Origin of the sequence: Paenibacillus sp. DS2015, from assembly GCF_050433705.1 — a bacterium.
Lineage (GTDB): Bacteria > Bacillota > Bacilli > Paenibacillales > Paenibacillaceae > Paenibacillus_AQ.
This window is the reverse complement of the sequence record NZ_JBNPWS010000015.1, coordinates 12,779-32,375: the sequence shown is the minus strand read 5'-3', so window position 1 is coordinate 32,375 and position 19,597 is coordinate 12,779. Positions and strand designations below refer to the sequence as shown.

At 35.9% G+C, this 19,597-nt stretch carries 8 protein-coding genes; all 8 read right to left on the bottom strand.

The window, feature by feature from the left end:
• Positions 1–217: 217 nt before the first annotated feature.
• Entirely contained in the window at positions 218–2,635 is a 2,418-nt protein-coding gene (locus tag J2T13_RS14130) for a DUF2357 domain-containing protein (protein ID WP_429372298.1), read from the bottom strand.
• Complete coding sequence (locus J2T13_RS14125; RefSeq protein ID WP_429372296.1) at positions 2,607–4,805, bottom strand: MrcB family domain-containing protein; 2,199 nt, start codon at positions 4,803–4,805, stop codon at positions 2,607–2,609. Before J2T13_RS14125 ends, J2T13_RS14130 begins: the two co-directional genes overlap by 29 nt.
• A 371-nt stretch (positions 4,806–5,176) precedes the next feature.
• Positions 5,177–10,522: an FtsK/SpoIIIE domain-containing protein gene (locus J2T13_RS14120; protein ID WP_429372294.1), complete on the bottom strand. Its 5,346-nt coding sequence runs from the start codon at positions 10,520–10,522 to the stop codon at positions 5,177–5,179.
• Complete coding sequence (locus J2T13_RS14115; RefSeq protein WP_429372292.1) at positions 10,522–12,060, bottom strand: hypothetical protein; 1,539 nt, start codon at positions 12,058–12,060, stop codon at positions 10,522–10,524. Before J2T13_RS14115 ends, J2T13_RS14120 begins: the two co-directional genes overlap by 1 nt.
• On the bottom strand, positions 12,053–13,894 hold the full coding sequence (locus J2T13_RS14110) for a hypothetical protein (protein WP_429372290.1): 1,842 nt from the start codon (positions 13,892–13,894) through the stop codon (positions 12,053–12,055). The genes J2T13_RS14115 and J2T13_RS14110 overlap by 8 nt, the downstream gene beginning before the upstream one ends.
• Positions 13,895–14,368: 474 nt before the next feature.
• Complete coding sequence (locus tag J2T13_RS14105) at positions 14,369–15,190, bottom strand: hypothetical protein (protein ID WP_429372288.1); 822 nt, start codon at positions 15,188–15,190, stop codon at positions 14,369–14,371.
• Between the two features lie 20 nt (positions 15,191–15,210).
• Positions 15,211–18,681: a hypothetical protein gene (locus J2T13_RS14100; RefSeq protein WP_429372286.1), complete on the bottom strand. Its 3,471-nt coding sequence runs from the start codon at positions 18,679–18,681 to the stop codon at positions 15,211–15,213.
• On the bottom strand, positions 18,674–19,570 hold the full coding sequence (locus J2T13_RS14095) for a DUF4007 family protein (protein WP_429372284.1): 897 nt from the start codon (positions 19,568–19,570) through the stop codon (positions 18,674–18,676). Before J2T13_RS14095 ends, J2T13_RS14100 begins: the two co-directional genes overlap by 8 nt.
• Positions 19,571–19,597: the final 27 nt, after the last annotated feature.

Genomic DNA, 19,597 nt, shown 5'->3' with positions numbered 1-19,597 from the left:
AACCTATATTCAATAACCATTTCCATCATGCATAGCTGTAGAAGTAAAAATATCGCTTCCCTTTGGGCTATTCCTAGGAACCGTGATCGAACAGTAATATTTCACCCTGCTCACCATATCGTTGTAACACGACAGGGATTAGCAAAAAGACACTAAGATAGTATTAATCCGTGTCTTTTTCTTTTTTATTAAATCCATTATTCCCATTATTCTTTCACTACATATTTGAACTAAGCTCTACTCCCAGCACCTTATTTGCTAAATCAATATCTTTGTTATCCACTGTAACTTTGACTTTCCCTAGTCGGCGTTTCTCACGCCATTCTATTAAATGCTGTTCATCTTCTAGCTTGAGCTCTGCAATTTCTTCGGCGCGATCGAACATATATTTCGATGCAAAGAGCAAGGTATAAATCCCTTGTCCACCTAATGCAATAGGCTTATCCTTCTTCTGCCACTGCTCTACCGTGAACTTCACATATAACTTTTCTTCTGTTCCTGGGCGTGGTGGAATCTCTGAAATCTCCTTACGTCGTACCACTTTCCAATCTATAACCTTGCCATACCAATGAATTCCAGTTTCCTTTTCTGAACCGAATTTTTTACGCGATTGACAAAGTGCCACATATTCAACCTGCGTCAAAATTTGATGATCTGAAATATTCTCGAGAGGAATGTGATAGAATCCCTTCACTTTAGCCACTTCTAACTGAGCAACAGTCCTTAAGGAACCTATCAGCACATTCTTTCCAGTTAATTTATTACTGTAATATTCCTTAGTCCCTCGTGGTCGAGTTGAACGTTCATATGCTTTCTCCGGACTGTCCATAATAATCTCATCTAAGAAATTCTCCAGTAATCCTGTAGAGTTTGGAAGTAATGGAAATGCACCAATGTTCATCATCTTGATACTTTTGTGTAATTTATGTTCCTGAAACTCTTCTTCGTTATGATACGGAAACAATACATAGGCGCCGAACATACTACGTTCAACTTCTCCTTGTTTCCCACCTTTATATACAATCGCATCCCGATACCTATGCATGGTATTAATATCATCCAGTTCGGGTCCCGGTGTATTATAATCTCGATGATAGCTAGTACCCTCATAAGCAGGGTTAAGACGATATTTAGCATCAAAAATATACTTGTACTCCACGTTAGAATCATTTTTCTTCAGAGTTAGAACGTTATCTGGACGTTGCGGTAACGTCTCGTTCCCATCTCCCTGCGGAAGGGTGTTGTAATACAGCGTGAATATCTCACCATTCTTGGGATTACGATACTTCATTCTTGCCGCCTGCGATTTGCTCAATTTAACAAAAAGACCATCGCGATCAACTTTAATAATATCCTGCTTGAGCAGCTCATATTTACGACCTAACAAATCGTGAATCTTTAAGAAACACCAATACTCATATAGCTGAGCCAGATCTTTCATAGAGAGATGGAACAGATCACTTTGAATAGATAAGCCTTTCAGAAGCATTAAATAATAGCGGTACACCTCACGATATCCTGGAGCCATTTGCAATACTAACGATACTGACATCTGTTTCATTTCTCCAACATTTAGAAAGTCTTGCTGGAGCAGTCTTTGGAGCTGACTTTGCATCATATTGATTTTGTTAGTGAGTAGTGGATCTGTCATTTGTTCTTTACTCGCTAGTCGCATCTTCAGATCTTTCAGTTTCACTTGAATCCGGCTCAATACCCATCGGACAAATCGATTCTCTGCCGTATCATAGCTAACATATCGTCTGTTCTCTAGAAGATGACTTGGTGTATATCTATCATTTCCTGATTGAATTGCACCGTTTATAGGATCGGAGGAGAGAAGATGAGGATGTTTACTTAAATAGGCCACATTTTCTCTTCCTACCTTCTTCACACGTGCCGCTTCCATTAATCGGTTCTCCACCTGCAGCTTAGAATGGGGCGAGTTCTTAATACGTTCCACTGCTTGCACGAGTTGACTGAACACATGTTGAAGAATCGTGAAGAATTCAGTTAAGCTCTGATGATTGGTCTCCTTCAATCCTGTTAGATTATAAGTTTTACGTAGAAAATCAAATGAAAGATTATATATTTGCTCATTAACATCCTTCAGAATCATCTGATAATCTTGCTTATAATCCATCTTAGAAGGGAAGATCTCAAGCTGTAAACGAAATGCTGCCTCTCCACTCACATGGATCTCTAACTCTGAATAACCAACTTCATTTTGAAAATTCAAGATACCTGACAATATCATCTTCCCCAACGGCTTAATTGCTTTCCTGAGATGCATATTATCATGATGAAATGTAATCGCCACATCCTGCTTCTTCTCCATAACGAGTTCATAAGATTGTGTCTCGAAAAATATAGGGTAACTCTTATCACCTCTCTGCCATGGAATCAACGTTCCTTCTTCTGGAGAAAAGATTGAGATGTTCTCCACATGAACCGAAGATCGAATCGATTCCACGCCAAAATGAGCATCCAGCCACTCGGCATGCTCATTTCGATGAAGCTGTAATCTTTCCACCGTTGGATGGAATGGCTTACCTTGAATATACAAGTTAAATAGATTCGTCTCTACACGCAGAAGTTCTACACTTTGATTAAGAGAGCCAGAAAGAGGTGAACCCATCTTCTTCTAACCTCCTGATCATGAATACTAGTTTCCGTGCTGTTTGCGGATATCTAGCACCTTCTAGACTGGTAGGTTTATATAAACTCGAAGCATCATCTGTTAATTCCGATATTTTTAGGCTAGTACCTAAAGCGATCTCCATTAAACAAAGTAGTGCCCGCTTCACAGATATACTGCTTCCTTGAATTCTAGGTAGTATCTTCTGAAGAAGCTGCATATCGAATGCTATATCCTCGCTTAATAAATCCGATCGTTCATTGTAAATCATATAGAAACAGACTGCATCCCGAATACGGAAACCCACATGAGAATGAATATTCTCTAATATGCCATTGATCTTCACTAACAGTTCCGTATTCCTCTTAACCAATTCAGTATTCTCTTTAAAAACATCAATCAACTGTAGATAATCACTACGTAGGAATGAATTGGGTGTAGACAGTACGGAATCAGTACTCTTGGACACTAACTCCATATCCGGATACTGCCCAAGGGTAATGTGATTGAACTCAAGCGTGTTAGCCCGATCCAGTACCTTTTTGCTAAAAGGATGCGTTGTCTCGTCCATATTCACCGTACCGATGATATACACATTGTCTGGTAAATACATATTTCCATATCGCATCTGATCATCTTCTGATGAGAGAGATTTAGCATGAATCAACGTCGATGTAACAATTCGATCTTCACGCCATTTCTGTGTCTCCAATATACTCAGTAAATCACTGAAATAATGTTCAACTCTCGCTAGATTCATCTCATCTAAACAAATAAAATAAGGTTTATCTCGATTTATAGGTTTCACTGCATCAACAAGAACCTCAGCCAGTTGCCCGGGTCGAAAAGTACCCGATAGATCCTTATATCCGAGGAGGTCCGATGGATCGCTCCAATCCGGTCTCACGGGAATCAGATTGAATTGTCCATTCTCATTCGTTGCCCCAAGCGCTTCCGCAAACAGCTTAACCAGCTTCGTCTTTCCAGTACCCGACACACCAGCTAGAATAACGAACGGCTTGGTCTTCAAAGATAGATAGAAGTTCTCAATCAGATAATCAGGATAATGAAATCCTTTGCGATTAATAAATTGTTTAATTGTATCTAAGCGTTCTCGCGTCGTCATTGGATCCACAGCTTCCACTTCCTCGGGCTTAATCACTTTAGCCAAATGTAACGTGATATCTACATACTGATTATAGTATTCAACCACTTTATTCAAATCTGCGACAAGCTGCTCATCATCAGGTAGCTGATCTGCTTCATACCGATAATACGCCACAGTTGATACTTGATAATCTTGCCCGAGACCTCCAGATGTTAAATAGATCTGATCATCCTGAACCATTCCATCTAGCGAGATAAGATTGCGAATTTCAGCTACTTTATTACGGAGGTATTGATATCCTTGGACTTTGCCCATTTCATTCTTAGGAACCGTTACACCTTGAGCTAGTGTCAAATATACAGAACTCATGTCCTCAGCAAATAAGTATACGATATACTCACCATGCTGCGTTGTTCCTGTAATTCTTTTATCCATAATAGCAATCCAAGGGATATTTGCCCAATTTCCTTGTCCCACAGACCCTTGCACCTTCAGATTCTCACCAATAAAGGATAATTCCTTAAGCCCATTAGGAATGGTCTGCCTAAGCAAGTTACCCAATGGATGCCCACCGAAAGACTCCTGTTTAGCCCCAAGGTAACTAGACATCACCGAATGCAATGCATCATGCAGCGAAAAAGAACTATCCGTCTGATTGTAATAGTTCTCTAGTTCTTGCTCCGCATAGCTATAAAGTTCATGAATTACTTCATCGTTTAGTTGATTGTATATATTTGAGTTGAATCCTATGGATTGTTGTTCTTTGTTGTATTCTAGTATATTTAGTAGTGCCTTAATTGGAGTTATTATAATAGATTGAATTTGATTAACTTCGATTTGATTCCATTCAGAAGCTATTGCTGCAGGTGGTTTGTCTACTTTCAACCCCTTAGCTTCCCTTGCCTTAAAACTTGCCAAAAATTTAACCTTTATGTTTTCCAGAGAAATTTCTCTTACACCTTGATATTCTGACATTTCATTTAATATAGACACAATAAAAACCATTTTATAAGATTTTTCTTTATTCGTAAATATATTGGATAGTTCTATAGGTAATGTCATCGGAGTCACCTGTTTAGTTTAATTTTTTATTTTCGAAAGTAGAATACCCTTGCCTTTTTAATTTAAAGAATAGCTCAAATAAATGTTGTTAGGAAAATGAACGAAATACACACCACTGAGTCCCATTAACCTTAAGCTCTTAAGTCACTCTATCAGCCCCCCATTCAGGAGTTACAGAGTCGGCTATTACAAGCCATATAAGTGCTTATATTCCTAGATTCAATTCATTTTAAGGTAGAATCAGAATGGTGCGAAGGTGAATATGACTACCTATCTGGCTATGTTGTTTTTCTATAACTAGTCTCATCATAAATATAAAAACCAGAAAAAGAAAAGCTCATAATCCATTCAAGATTATGAGCTCCATTAATTTACATTTCATTAATAATTAACTCTAACTCAGTTAATTGATTACTAGATAGAAATGGAACTTGAGCATAAATCAATCCTGATTCCCCCTGTAATCTCGCGGCTAAGTGGCCCTTACCTAAAAGCTTTTCCGCACCCTTTTCCCCTAGTGCAATCTCGGATGTTCCCACACTTTCCACACGAAGGATAAGTCTATTACCCAAATTATCTCTAAGTTGTACAGGCAACACATTAGCATCAGGACGTTGAGCAGCAAAAACTAAATGTATTCCCGCGGCACGTGCCTTCACCCCTAATCGTTGTACTATAGAGGATACAGCACTCTTATATTCATCTACAAGCATCCATTCGGCAAACTCATCATGAATCAAGAAAATAAGAGGTAATTTCTCCGCAGAAGTTGAATTGGTATTAAAGTCTTTCAGGTTATTAACTTTGACCTCTTTAAACTTCTGATACCTATTATTCATCTCAGCTACGAGGTCTTCTAATATCTTCGAAGCTTTATTCTGATCATCAATGATCCCTTCTACGAGATGCGGTAGATCGGCAAGATGCATATAATCCACACCATACTTTGGATCTATTAAATAAATATGGGCCAATTCCTTACTGTTGGTTACACAAATATCTAGTATAAGATTCTGTAGTAAAACTGACTTACCACTACCAGTTGCTCCTGCTATGAGTGTATGCGGTGCATGCTGTGCTCCACCTTCAAATTCACCGCCCAGATTTAAATAAAGTATTTCACCGTCAATTTCATTAATACCAATAACAAAACTCATATTCAATCCAGAGGCATCGTTTTGTACTTTTCTCGCATTCCACACATCTGCTAATGAGATACCTTGCCTATGTGGACGCGCCAATGAGACTACAATTCCTCCAGGTTGTGCCATTATATTAATAACATCAAGGGCATGTGTTGTAAGAAGAATGGATCTTCTTTTCTCGATATCATCAACCTTTAATTGGTCAGAACCTTTTAAACGTATTACGATTGCATTAGGTGTCAATCGATGGCTCACAACTTTAGCCTGTAAGTTATAACTTATTAGTGCCATTCTCAATTTATTAACGATTTCATTCACCCAAGTTTTGTCCTCATTATTTTCCTCTATAGATTGAGCATTTTTCTCGATCCAACGTGACAATGAAGGATTAGCCCAAGAAACAAAGCTCTCCCTTTCTTTTATGTTGTTTACAGTTGTTACAGAAGTTGTTTCATCCGAATTACTTCCTTCTTCTGCAGCAACAGTATCTCCTCCATCATCTATTTTCTCTTCAGCCGTGACACTAGTAGAGGTAGAACCTACTTCGAATTGTGCACCGCTAGTGGATTTATCAACAACAGAGGTAATACTATTATTACTAGCAGAGACGAAATTAACTCTTGGAGCAGGCAAGTTAGATTCAGAGGTATTCCACGGTTTACTGTCATCTAATTTTTCTCGAATCGAGATAATAGACTCCCCTTTGTGATAAGCCAACACTAAATCTCTTACTAAGTCTCTAGTAAACATCTCTTGATAGCACTTTTTAGCATTAGCAATCGGAAACCTTTCACTTTCCAAGGAAGAATCGGGTAATGTAGATAAAAATACATGAGAATAACCTTTAATCTCTATTGGGATTGACCCATTACGAACACCCTCTCGTAACTCTTCTACCGAAAGTGGTGAACTAGGGGGTAATTCAATTCCATCATTTAGCATGTCACTTATCCTGGAGAGCCACAGATCTCTATCAAGTCTTCCAGGGTTTCCAAAAATAGCATTTTCCATTCTTGAAACAGTATCTCGTAACTGTTTTAATGAATTTTTTTTCGCTTCGGAAGCACCTTTCGCATCAACATACTTTGCTTCAGATACAAATACCTGAAGATGAGGTTTATTTTCAACCATTTTTGGACTAAGGGCTAATATATCAGCAATTTGCTCTTCTTTTTGACCAAGCCAAGTTGCATAGTCATCCAAGAGAAACCAGCAAGTTGGCTGTTCTGTATCAATTTCGGACTGGAGAATCGCTTTGCTTAATACTACTCCAATTAGCTCTCCTGCAAACACCCCACGTTTAGCAGCACGCAGAACAATGTCTCCAGAGATTGTATTTGCTTCTTCAATGAAGCGCTCCGTTAATTGAACCAACTCTTCATCATTTAAACCTAAATTTAATGCATTCAATCGTCTTTTTACTAATACGTTTAGCAAGTTCAACTTTGATTTTGAAGAAACTACTATATTAGATCCATGGGATTTATTATGTTGATACTTTATTACTTTTACGCCTAAATTCTTTAATTGTCTGCGTTCCAATAGTTCATCATAATTGACAACCCATTCTCCAAGCTTATGAGCCTCGTCAAATATCGCCTTCACTTTTTCATTTTGGAATGATATTTGCCTAGCTGGTAAGTAGAATGTCCCATTAGGAACATCCTTTCCCTTTACCACCGAATAAACTATCGTAAGATAAGACCACCCAACAGATGGTTGGCTTGGACAAGCGAGATAAACAGTTGATTTTAATTCATCCTTGGCTGTTGAGCGTCTTTTTGCCCACCGTGGCGGATAATGATCTAGAAGCTCCGGCATTTGTCTAATTTCTACCTGCTCCCACTCAAGACTTGCTTGTCTTGAAATAACATCTTGAAGAAACACAATATCAGCAAGCTTTCCTTCCTTGGGATCTGATACGGAAGCTTCATGTGCCATAACCTCCACACGAAGTCTCGCCATGAAATCGCGAGTTACTTCACTTGCTATAAATGAATCCGCATCATTATCTGCGCTTTCGACCATCTTCATATACAAGTCATTCAACTTATTAGTATCACGATGTCGCAAGATGACTTGACATCGTACTTCCTCTTCGGTCTCGTGCATAGTAGCTAGTGAATTTACAATGGTCTCTGGTAATCTAGTTGAATCACAGTTATATAATACTAAACTAAGATTAGTTTTTTCATGCGGTTGAAGATCTAAATAACGTTTAACAAGTTTTAGAAGCTTATCACTTGCATCTTTAGGATCTTCATTTGTCTGCATGTCAATATCATCATGAATCGGTGACTCCATTAAAGTGTAGTCATTTTTGGAATCTGTAACAGCAAGTAACATAGGTTCTTGTCCTTTATAACCTAATGCTACTTCCGGATAGTATGGATCTAATATCTCCTCTTTCAAATCCATAAAAAACAATTTTTGATCACCAAAGTCAACTTTCTCAGTAGCTAAGGCATAATTAACTAATCCTATTACTTGTCGTGCCTTAACGGACTTTGCAACCATACGCATAGGATGCCAAGGAGATATAATAGTTACTGACTTGTTTTTATCCCCTTCAACCTTTACATTACCTATACTCATAACAGGTTGAAGAATATTAATCCGATTCATATCCCCCAATGCACACTCTTGTAAAGTACGGAGAAGTTTATCATACAAATCACATTGTTCCATGATAGAATCCGCATTAATTCCTTCATGTAACCATTCACTTATAGCTAATTTGTATTTTTCAGAGAATACTATCCAAGCTTCTTTAACATAATCGTAATTCCGTTGAGAAATCCGTCCATCTTCCAATGCCCTTTTTAGGTTACTCAATAAATCTTTTTGAAGATCAGTAGTTTTAGCATACACTCCAACTAGTGATCCTCGGTTTTGGCCAAATACAGCTTGTAAAGTACCAACATCACTCAATGAAATACCCTGAATTTTCCCTTTCTTACTAACAGGGTTTTGAAATACAGATGAATAGGAAAAAGGATGTTCAGCTAGTCTTTTTAAGTCATCATGTAGTTCAAGTCCAATTGAGGACGGATTACCCTGCCAAATTAGCTTAACCTCATTTGTTTGTCTCGTTCCCTGCAAGTTGTGATAAGTTAGCTCTATGTAAAATGCAATTTGAATAGCAGATTTTGCAGTTGATGAATTCTTCTTATTTTCTTTTTGTTTTCTTTCATCAGCAAGTTGGTCATACTTAAATAAGTAATGAGTTTCCCACTTGACTTGCCAGTTAGTTAATTTTTCCAGCCCTCTATATGCACTACAGAAGTATAAGGCTACATCTTCATTTAACTCCAACCATGATTTTTTACTGGTAGTTTTTTGGGTACGTATCTTTAAGGATTTCTCACCAGTAACGCTATCGCATTGTGCAAAAAGTCTTTCAATAGCTTCAAGAAATCCTACTAAAAATTCATTACACTCAATCGCTTTTCCATAAACGTAACGATCCCACTCAGCTTTTAAAGGTTTATCTATTTCTAAGTTTTGTCTATGTTTATCATAGAATTCCTTGTCCTCATCCGTAGCTTCTTTTGCTTTCTTTTTTTCAAAAAATTCATCTAGGTTGCTTAAATAAGTTATTTCATCTTCAGTGAGAGTTTCGGGGAATTCATCATCATATAATTGACGAGTTCTCACAGCCAAATTGATTTTCATTTCTTTCAACTCAAAAAATAAAAGATTTACTTTATCCGCTTCCCACTCTAACTTAGAAAGGTTTTCTGCTGCACTAGACCAGTTTATACTTGATTCTATAAATAATTCCATGATAGGTTGAACAGATGGATCAATTTGATCTCTTACTTTATCAAAAGATGATTGAATTTCACTGTTCTCTATTAATTGTCTGTTGGGATGCTGCTTATATAAATAACATGATCTTTTACTATAAGCTTCCAAAAACATTTTTTTCCAGCGAATTGCATGTCCTAATGCATTATCTGGAATTGAATCGAAATAATAAGAATCACGAGGTATACGAAGGGCAGGTAATGCCCACCCCAGTGCACGTACTACGGGAACGCTATCCTTAAGTATCACTTCGCGCACCATAACTACGAACTGACTAAATTCATCAAGGCTGCATTCACTTGCTTGTTGTAAGCCTCTTAAAGATTGTTGCCAATATTTTTTTTGATCATCCGTTAGGGGTAAGTCCTTACTAGCTACCTGAACCCAGACTTCGGGCAGATTTTTTAAATCTCCGGCTCCAATTCTTGCAATATCCCTTAATGACTGACCCTGATCATCGTTCGTATTCGCTAATAGAATAGCCGGTTTGTCACAAGAAGCATTTCTCCAATAAGTCGTCTTCTCATCCGTGATCATATCATCAGACAAACCCCTGCCTTCAACTAGCTTTCTTGGGACCTTAATAGATAATAATGAGGATAATAAGCTATCCTTGCTAATAGTATTACAAATAGATGAAACCTGATCAGCTGTAAGACGATCTAATAGAAAACGTGCCACTCCATCCTCAAGGTTGCCAGTCTGTAATTGACGTCGGAGATATTCTGTTGCTACCTGTCCTGTAAGTTCAAGTTTATTCATTAGTTACCATCCTCCCGGATTCCAAAGGGATTTTCTACATATGCACATGCATCAGATAATCTACGTAATAACCCCATACTCGATAAACGTTGTTCAAGTCTCCTTGCATTATCCGAAAATGCTTCCATATCAGCCCTTCCAGAGTCTGTTAGCCTTTGAGCCTGCTTATCACCTATTATAAAACCATATTTCTCATATAATTTTTCTAAAAAATCTTGAAATTCCATTCTCTTAGGAACCACACTAAGAACTAGAGATTTAATCAACATATCCTGTGGAGCATATCTTAACCTTTTAGTTCCTCTTCTTGAAGATAGTCCGATTTCTTTGCTCCAGACACCATGAAACTTATCTACATGTTGTTTATGTCTTTTAATAGCAGCTGCAATAAATTTAGTTATCAATTCATCTGGTGTACTAGCGAACTCCACTTCACTCTCTTTATTATCCTTTGGCCAATCATATTCTTTCTTCAAGATGTCCCTTGCTTCAGTTATATCTGTTATCTGTCTCCACAAATCTGTCTCAACAACTTCTCTAATATACACCTCTACTGCTCTTCGAGATAAATTGTTATGTTCTATATATAATTCAGATGATAAATCCCGAATAACTGTTTTCTTTTGAGAGACAATCTCAAGAACAAATGTTAGCTTCTCGTTCTCCCCTAATAGCGCTTTAGCACGATTCAAACTATATATGATGAAATGTAATCCCGTAATGTTCACAAGATGAGGTATTGCATCATAATTCGGAATATTGCTTTGTAATAAACCTAACCAATCATCAGCTATTGCTTGATATTCCGGCAAATCCAAATATGGTAAATACGCTCCAGACCTAAAAACAGATGAAGTTATTGTTTCGTTAGGCTCCAATGCTGCAACTAGCCGATTGAACTTATTTGCTTGATTCAACACGCTTTTGTTAAGTAAGGGAAGAATTTGGTCTCCCTTTCCACTTCTTGTTAACATTAAATATAATAATTCTCCAGTCCTCCCAAAGAATCTTCGATCATTAGTGTAGCTGCCTTCTTTAACCTTTAGATCCTCATACAAACAATCGGGACCGTAAGGAAAGATGAATTGTGAACTCCACCTTTTATTATTTTCACCTTCTATAGTGGTTTCCCGAAGAAATTGAACAACAGCAGCGAAGTTTTCAAACTTCAGGAATCGTTTTTCAAGGTAACTAAAGTCAGCGTTAACAATACCTGCTTGTCCCTTATCCATAATTTCAAACCATTGTGACCAAGCTTCTTTGTCATCATGCCTATTTCTACTAGCTATTAAGGATAACTGCGGGTTGTTGAATAATATATTGCGCAAATACAATCTAGACTTTGGTGAATATGCTAACTTATTTGCTTCTAATTCAATAAATCCTCTACCTGCTTCAAATTCTGATTGAAGCACATTTAAAAACTCCATAAAACAAAGCCACGGGGTTTGCTCATCGTATAATCTATGCCCCCAGATCGCTTCATCCACCCACATATCTGCATCAATTTTAACAGGACGCGGAAGTCTTTTATGCATTATAGTTTACCTCCACAGGTCTATGAGTAATAATTCCATCATCATTTAAACGAATAATTCTAAATGACAAGTCATTTTCATTATCTGTGTCTTCCTCATCTATTTTACGACGAAGTTCTAACTTTTTAAGAAGTCTGCTTTTAAAACCCAAGATATCCTCATAGCATTCTCGTGAAAAACTGCCTGGGAGTGCACCTTCTGCAACACGAGACAGAAATTCATATCTAACTAATTGTAAAGGTAACTCCTCAGCATCCACTGAAGATGAAAGTTTAACCTCCATCACAAGTTTGCCTAGATCATTTATTTTAAGTTGCATACTTTCTCCACGTTTTTTAGGAACAGAAATACTTTCTTCATAAATTCTACTTACTTTTGCCTGCGAGTGGCTTCCAGAGGTAGCTAATATTAACTCGTTGTTATTTTTTGCGAGTAAACCAGTAAATATACGATTTAAACCACGTGCAATTCGAGACGTTATATGTGAAGCTACCCTATCATACTGTGCTACCATGTATACTTCGGATAAAAACTCACCAGCATATTGAAATGTTGTAAGTTTCCAGAGTTTTAGTTCTTCCTCTTTCTCACGAGGAATCACAAAAAAGAGTCTCTGTCGTTGGGAACGTAGAGAATATAAAAAGGAATCTCCAGCCTCTGTAATTACACCTTCTAAATAATCCTTTTGATTTGCACGATATGTTTGGTCTGCTCCGTAATATGTATCATTTAGAACTAGCTCATTATAGTACTCATTTAGATCCGGATCATCTTCACCAAAGATTAAAATATTATCAATTGTGTTACTTGTCTCATATCCAATTCCAAATCCACTCAATGTGGAGAACACGTCTGTAGACTCTCGTCGTCTTTCTGTGAGATTTTCCCCTAAAATATTGCGATAAATACTAGCATAGAAAGTTCTTTTATCTTGAACTATTTTCACAGCATCAGAACATGACATAAGTCTGTCTTTAGCTTCAGGGTGGCCTAATATCATATTTGAGACAAGGAGCAGTAACTGTCTTATGGGTAAATGTACCCCATTCAACTCACATAACTTCAATAAATCAGTAACTCTTGAACGGATTAAATATTCATCTGAGGTACCTTCAAGTCTAGTGCGATTCTCCCAAATAGGACAAATATTATCTGTTTGTTCATTTTCCCTTAGAGAACAGTTATTACACTCACTCCAGTCAGGGTGTTGCAATACAGCATCCACAATCTGCGGAAAGAGTATTGCCGCACTAATTCGGCTTAAATTATATAGTTTTAGATTAAAGCCGGTCATTTCTTTAATCTCATTAACAAGTAATTCCTCTACACAATGTTTTACGGAGTCTGAATTATTGTCAGAATCAATATGTTTCCAAGCCTCTATTAGTTGTCCATCATTAGCAGCAATTAAAAAAACACTACTATCATCAGGATTCATTACCGAGTCTGCAAAGTCCTTAAGTATTCCCCGTTCTTCATCTTTGAGCTCACTTAAGTCTTTGACTACATACAGTTTTTTAAAGCTTGGTAATACAATTTTTTTAATCTTGTCATCATTTTGCCAATCCTGGAGTGAACCATTAAGAGACAACCAAATTTCCCTACAATTATATGTCTTTCCATCCCCTGCAGTACCTGTTAATATAATCGATTTAGGATTAGTTCCCTGATAATTTTCTACTAACTCATTCAAATAACCAGACTCTATTACTATCGGTTTGATATTCTTGCGATTTAGCGTCCTACTTATAGCTTCATCGTACATATTGTCATTTCTAGGGATGGGGCCATATTGACGAAGAAAACTAATCCAGCGAGACTTAACAATAGTCATTTTGAACTACCACCTTATATTATAAATGAGTCTAAAGTATTATTCGACAATCACATTCTTATACCTCTATATCTGTATGCAAAATACTAGAACCAATGTCATCATACCAAAGTATGGAAAATAATTCATTTGTTATCTATAAATTCATATTGGTTCGTCATCTAGAATCAAAATCAAATTCATGTGAACTTCCGTTTAATAGAGGCAGTAGTTTAATCATGACATGAATATAAATACACTGATGAAAACAACCCAATAATTCTATATACAATGGGCTTAATGAAATTCTACCCATGAAAAATCCCCTCCAAGTTAACAGTAATTCTTACATTTTACTATTTTCTTAAAAGGGGATACTATAAATGTAGCTATACTATTTTGCAGTTTAGGCTCTTACATATATCACTGAATAAATCTACATATATTATCTTTCTATTTCAATAATTCATTTATGCTACTATTAAATATCCGGAATTATGAGTATACACATACACATGGCACCATATCATCTTCTTCAGGTATTAAGCTAGCTGAAGCTACTTCATCAATTCCCTTATTAATGATTTCCAAATACATCCGGTATTCACGAAGGGTATAAGCTTTTCCGGTATCCTTTGATTTCAATATACTTACATCGCCTAATGTCTCTCTCATTCGCTCTTCCATCTCTTCTTGCTCTTGAAATTTATGCGGCCAAATTCTATAAAGATCTGCATAGTGCTTAAATCCACCTCGTACGCAGCGTCCACCGCAATTAGCGTGTGAGAATCCCAAATCATACATCCTTGGTAACTTGATTCCCCATTCCTCAATAATAACTCTCTTAGCATCGACATCCTTTATATTACCCTCAAACATCGGGAATCTTGTTTCTACAGATTCTAACGATTGGTGTCCGTAAAAATCCTTAAGGTTCTCTGCACGTTGTTTTTCGTGTGCGCCAATACCGAAGTAAAGTATAGGTTCAAGGCCTTGGTCCCTTAGGTCTTCAATAAAAATAACTGTTTGTCTAACTTTCAACTCTGAAGAACACTTAGCAAGCCTTGAATTCCCCAAAAACCTTGTATCTTCAAAAACTTCTTCCGGAGTTCTTCCATCAACTCTTTCAGTGATTTCAATTCCAATATAATCAGCTACTTCGTACATAAACCGATAATTATCATCGTCTTCCCACAATGTATTTGTGAAAAATAATATACTATTTTCTTTCCCATGTGTTTGAACCATTTGATAAGTTACATACGCACTTGCAGCGCCACCACTGAACATTGCTACGTGTACTGGTTTTCTGTTCATACTAGTATCCACCTTCTCAATTAGTCTTCAGCAGCATCAGAACTATCAGCCTTAGAAATATCTTTCATCAGTTTCCAGAGGATAATTAATAACTCCTCGGAAGTAACATTTCTTCCGGTATATTTAAGTTTCCTTTTTATATCATCATAGATAATATGAGACTTCCTAGATAGTTCAACTTTTGATAAAACAATTGATTCTTTGCTAAGATTAAACTCAATATAGTCTTTTGTCGTATCTTGATTCTTAATATTATTTAATTCATTTGATAATTCAGTCTCAAATACCTCGTCTGTTGCATCGGACCAATCCTCTCTCCTTACTCCAACTAATGATTGAGAAATAGCATCTATATAATTCACTGAATCCGAAGTTAATATTGAAGATATCAATTTAGATGTTTTTCTAGTTATCTTCGAATGCCCTTCTGCCCAAGTTAATAGATCACTATAGCTCTTAATATCAATTGCAGCAAATATCACTTTTTCTATAATTTTTTCATGCTTCATACTGATGTATTGTTCACTTTCAACTTTCGCACTCTCGATTTTTGTGGATCCCTGTCCACCATTTGTGAATTCTAGTAACCTTTCCATTGCATCTAATGGTCGAACTTCACATATTCTTATTATTTCACGTAATTGATTGGATAATAATGATTGTTTAGTGGATATACGAGACAATCTAGAAATTGACTGATACCAACGAACTAGAATGTTACTCACATAAACAGGAGTTTGTAATCCTCTATCTTCTTCATAGATATATGAAGAGAAACACTTATCCACTAATGGAATGAGTTCGTTATATTTACCTTCTATCGATTGGTATACAAAAGTATAATTACTTGGATCGGATACCATTTTCCACAATAGTTCGCCGTTGATTGACTTTATAAAAATATCATTATTATAGAAAAGCAAATATTTCCATTTATATCCGATTAAAGCCGGTAAAAGAAGTGGGATTATAGGCAGCCTCACAGCAAATGGCCTATTTCTCAATACATCAAGTAAGTCTGTAAAAGGACCCTGCTCTTGGTTTAAAACGGTGAGAAGATCCTCACGCAATTGTAGTAAAGATTCGTCTTGTAACTCTTCTGGTTTCAACGGGTGAATCCTGTTATTTTTAAGAACAGTTGCATAAATCAAATAGTCGGGACCAAAACCACTAATTTCAATCTCTTCTTTATTTGTTTGGATGCTCTCTATTATTTTGTCAATAACTTTGTATGCACCTTTTTCTTGAACCTTTGCAATATTTCTTCTGTTAAATGACTCATTACGGACTTCAGGCGTAAAGGGATAGAGCTTATACATAATTTTTGAGAGACTACTACTCAATGACCGTTCATCAGAAATATTAAGAGTATTTCCGTCATATATCCATTCACAATCACTAGTGAAATTCAAATATGGAGTTAATTCTGTTGTAATATTATGAAGTAATGATCTCTTTAGGTATGCTAATTCATCAATTAGAAACCGATCCTGAATCAAAAAGACCTTATCTTGCTCTAGACTTTCAATAATAAGCAGTTTCTCGAGATTTCCAAAGATACCTTTTGACGGACCGTTAGGAGTCACAAAAATAACATTTTTAATAGAGGATGTCAGCTCATCAACTTTCTTTTTAATCGCTTCAACCTCTTCTACGATATCCGTGACAATAAATATAATATTTAAATCAGCTTCTTTGCTATGTTTAATTTGATTTCCTTCTCCAGAAATATCTGATAAATGTGCGAGAGTTACTTCTGCAAACCTTGTTATACTTTTTTCATCATTATAAAGTTTTGGTAAATAATATTTTGATTCCAATAACTTATTACCCATCTCTAATTTTTGTTTAACTGAATATATAGATGAACGAAGTCTACTCCCTATTTCTTTATTAACATCTACCACACTACCTTCGTATAGTATAAATCGATTTTCATCATTCATATAACGAAGTACCTTCAATTTGAATAACTCATCTAATCGATCTTGTGTTTCCTCTAGAGTTAATAATAAAGCATAAGAAATAAAATCAAGGTTTGGAATAACCCGAATGTTCAGATTGGCGATATCCCATAACGTCAATAATTTTAAAATTTTCAATTGATCTTTAAGATATTTAGAAGGAATTAGCCGTTTTTGCAATCTTTTATATAAGAGATAGCTTTCTTTAATATTTGAATCTTGTTCGAACTCATCAAAAGCAGGTTCAAAGTAATCAAATAATCCATCAGTTGTATACCAATCATTATATATCTCATAATGATTGTTCAAACCTCCACTTTCGTTACTTTCCAAAAAAGTGAATAATGTGCGTTCATTCTGAGCGACAATATTCGCTAGCTTTGGCATACAAAATAAAGAAATTGGGTGAAGTGGGTAACATCCTTCAACGATAAGTGCAGTCTGTTCATACTGTGATAGTTCTGGAAAAAGCGAATATCTTGTTAAACCGTTCCACAAGTTAATTTTATCCTTTTCCGGATCCCATTGCTCACGCATGTGCTGAGTAGATATATGAGAGATACGTACAAATGTAGATTGGTCACTTTCTATACTGTAGAGAGAATATCGTTTCTCTATTCTTTGAAATTCTTTTTGTAAATCTTCATGGAATCGATGCGCATATTGCCTCATATTTTTGTGAGTAATTAATAATATACTTAAATTGTGGAATGAATTATGATCTGCTAATTCAGCAATATCTTGAAGATCTTGCATAGCCTCATGTACTTCACTAGGATTAATAGACTGTAGAAATCTACCAAACTCATCATGAACAATAAACAGACCTTTATTAACCTTTTTTAACTCACTAAGAATATGGTTCACTTGCGAAACCAACTCACCTGAGAAACTTGGAACGAAGGGAGACCCCGAAGTTAGAGTAGGATAAATATTTGAAAACCACAATATCTCAGCTTCATTACAGTTTTCTATTAGTGTAATCCAAGAGGCCAATTCAAAATTTTTATTATTTAATTGCTGAATAAATAAAGAATATGTAGCAGGAAATTCAATCTCCCATTTTTTCACCATACTAATTATTTCAACAATTAGACTAGGCAAAACAAGCGGAGTACCATCATTTTTCAATGCTTTATAAATAGAGGAAATAAGTGCTTTACGAAAATTATGGACATTACCTTCTAATATAACTGGTATATACTTAATTTCATTATTCACAACATTTTTTATTGAGACCCCGATTTGATCGTCAACTACGTTGAACTTTTCTATTAAATTCATCAATACATCATTATTATATTTTTTGGAGATAATCGCTGTAATGATAGTGCTTATTAATGATTTTCCTGATCCGTATGGTCCTGAAATAATATGTGACTTTGTACCACCTAATATCCCATTTAAAATACCTTTAAATGGAGCTATATGAGATGTAGTAGGTAAAAATCTATTTATAAAATCCTCTTCTCCAAGATCAAATCTGATATTAATACTAGATTGAAATTTGGGATTTCTATTAGACATGATTTAATTCTCCAATCCTACTGCTATAATCCTCACGAAGATAATCAATTGACGAAACACTTGGTAATAATATTGTATTTAATCGATTAGTCCTCTGAAACACAACAGGATATTTTAAGTGTTCTGATAATTCTTCTAACGCATCAATAATTTCTGACCTTTGTAGTTGGAACACTTTCCCCCACAAATTAGGTTTACTCTCTATTTCTTCTATAGCGACATTATCAGTTTCATTCTTTTCTCCATACTTTAATAAAGAATACATTAACGCAGTAATCCCAATATCTTTATATTTTAAATTATGTTTTATGTAAACACTCGAGCTTTCTTCCGAAACAGATAATAGGTTCAGCTTTCCTAATGGACTTTGTGTTACATCCTCAGGATCCTTTAGATTATTATCTTTAACATATAGCCTAATCATACAATCTAAGTCTCTCTTTAAAGATTTTTCCGAAGTTACTTCACCTTCACGAGCTGCCCAAAGAACAAGTTCATCAACAATTTCTTCTTTCGTAAAAGAGGTCCGGGAGAATGAATTAAAAAAACCATACCAAACAAAAAGCCGATTCTTATGCCCTTTGTCAATTAGCGAGTAATGTAATAGTGACAGTGAATCTCTAACATCAAGATACGGATCAAAGGTATTTATCACTTCGCCTAATGGAGTTAACTGATGAATATTCTTATTGTCATCACTCTTTATCTCTATTGCAATGTCGGTAGCTGTGATCCAAAAGCGTAAAGATTGAACCATGTTTTTACCTAGTCCTATTTTTTCAGCAGCATTTTTATCGAAGAAAAATCTAGGATCAAAATTAATCATCTTTATACCCTTCCGTAGCCAATTTAACCGTAAGTGAAATGTTTCATGTTGTCCGTACTTCATAATTATAGTAAACCTCCTAAGACTACT

Coding starts and splice junctions, on each gene's coding strand:
- J2T13_RS14115 (WP_429372292.1), bottom strand. CDS start 12,060: ATGCATAAAAGACTTCCGCGTCCTGTTAAAATTGATGCAGATATGTGG.
- J2T13_RS14100 (WP_429372286.1), bottom strand. CDS start 18,681: ATGTCTAATAGAAATCCCAAATTTCAATCTAGTATTAATATCAGATTT.
- J2T13_RS14105 (WP_429372288.1), bottom strand. CDS start 15,190: ATGAACAGAAAACCAGTACACGTAGCAATGTTCAGTGGTGGCGCTGCA.
- J2T13_RS14095 (WP_429372284.1), bottom strand. CDS start 19,570: ATGAAGTACGGACAACATGAAACATTTCACTTACGGTTAAATTGGCTA.
- J2T13_RS14110 (WP_429372290.1), bottom strand. CDS start 13,894: ATGACTATTGTTAAGTCTCGCTGGATTAGTTTTCTTCGTCAATATGGC.
- J2T13_RS14125 (WP_429372296.1), bottom strand. CDS start 4,805: ATGACATTACCTATAGAACTATCCAATATATTTACGAATAAAGAAAAA.
- J2T13_RS14120 (WP_429372294.1), bottom strand. CDS start 10,522: ATGAATAAACTTGAACTTACAGGACAGGTAGCAACAGAATATCTCCGA.
- J2T13_RS14130 (WP_429372298.1), bottom strand. CDS start 2,635: ATGGGTTCACCTCTTTCTGGCTCTCTTAATCAAAGTGTAGAACTTCTG.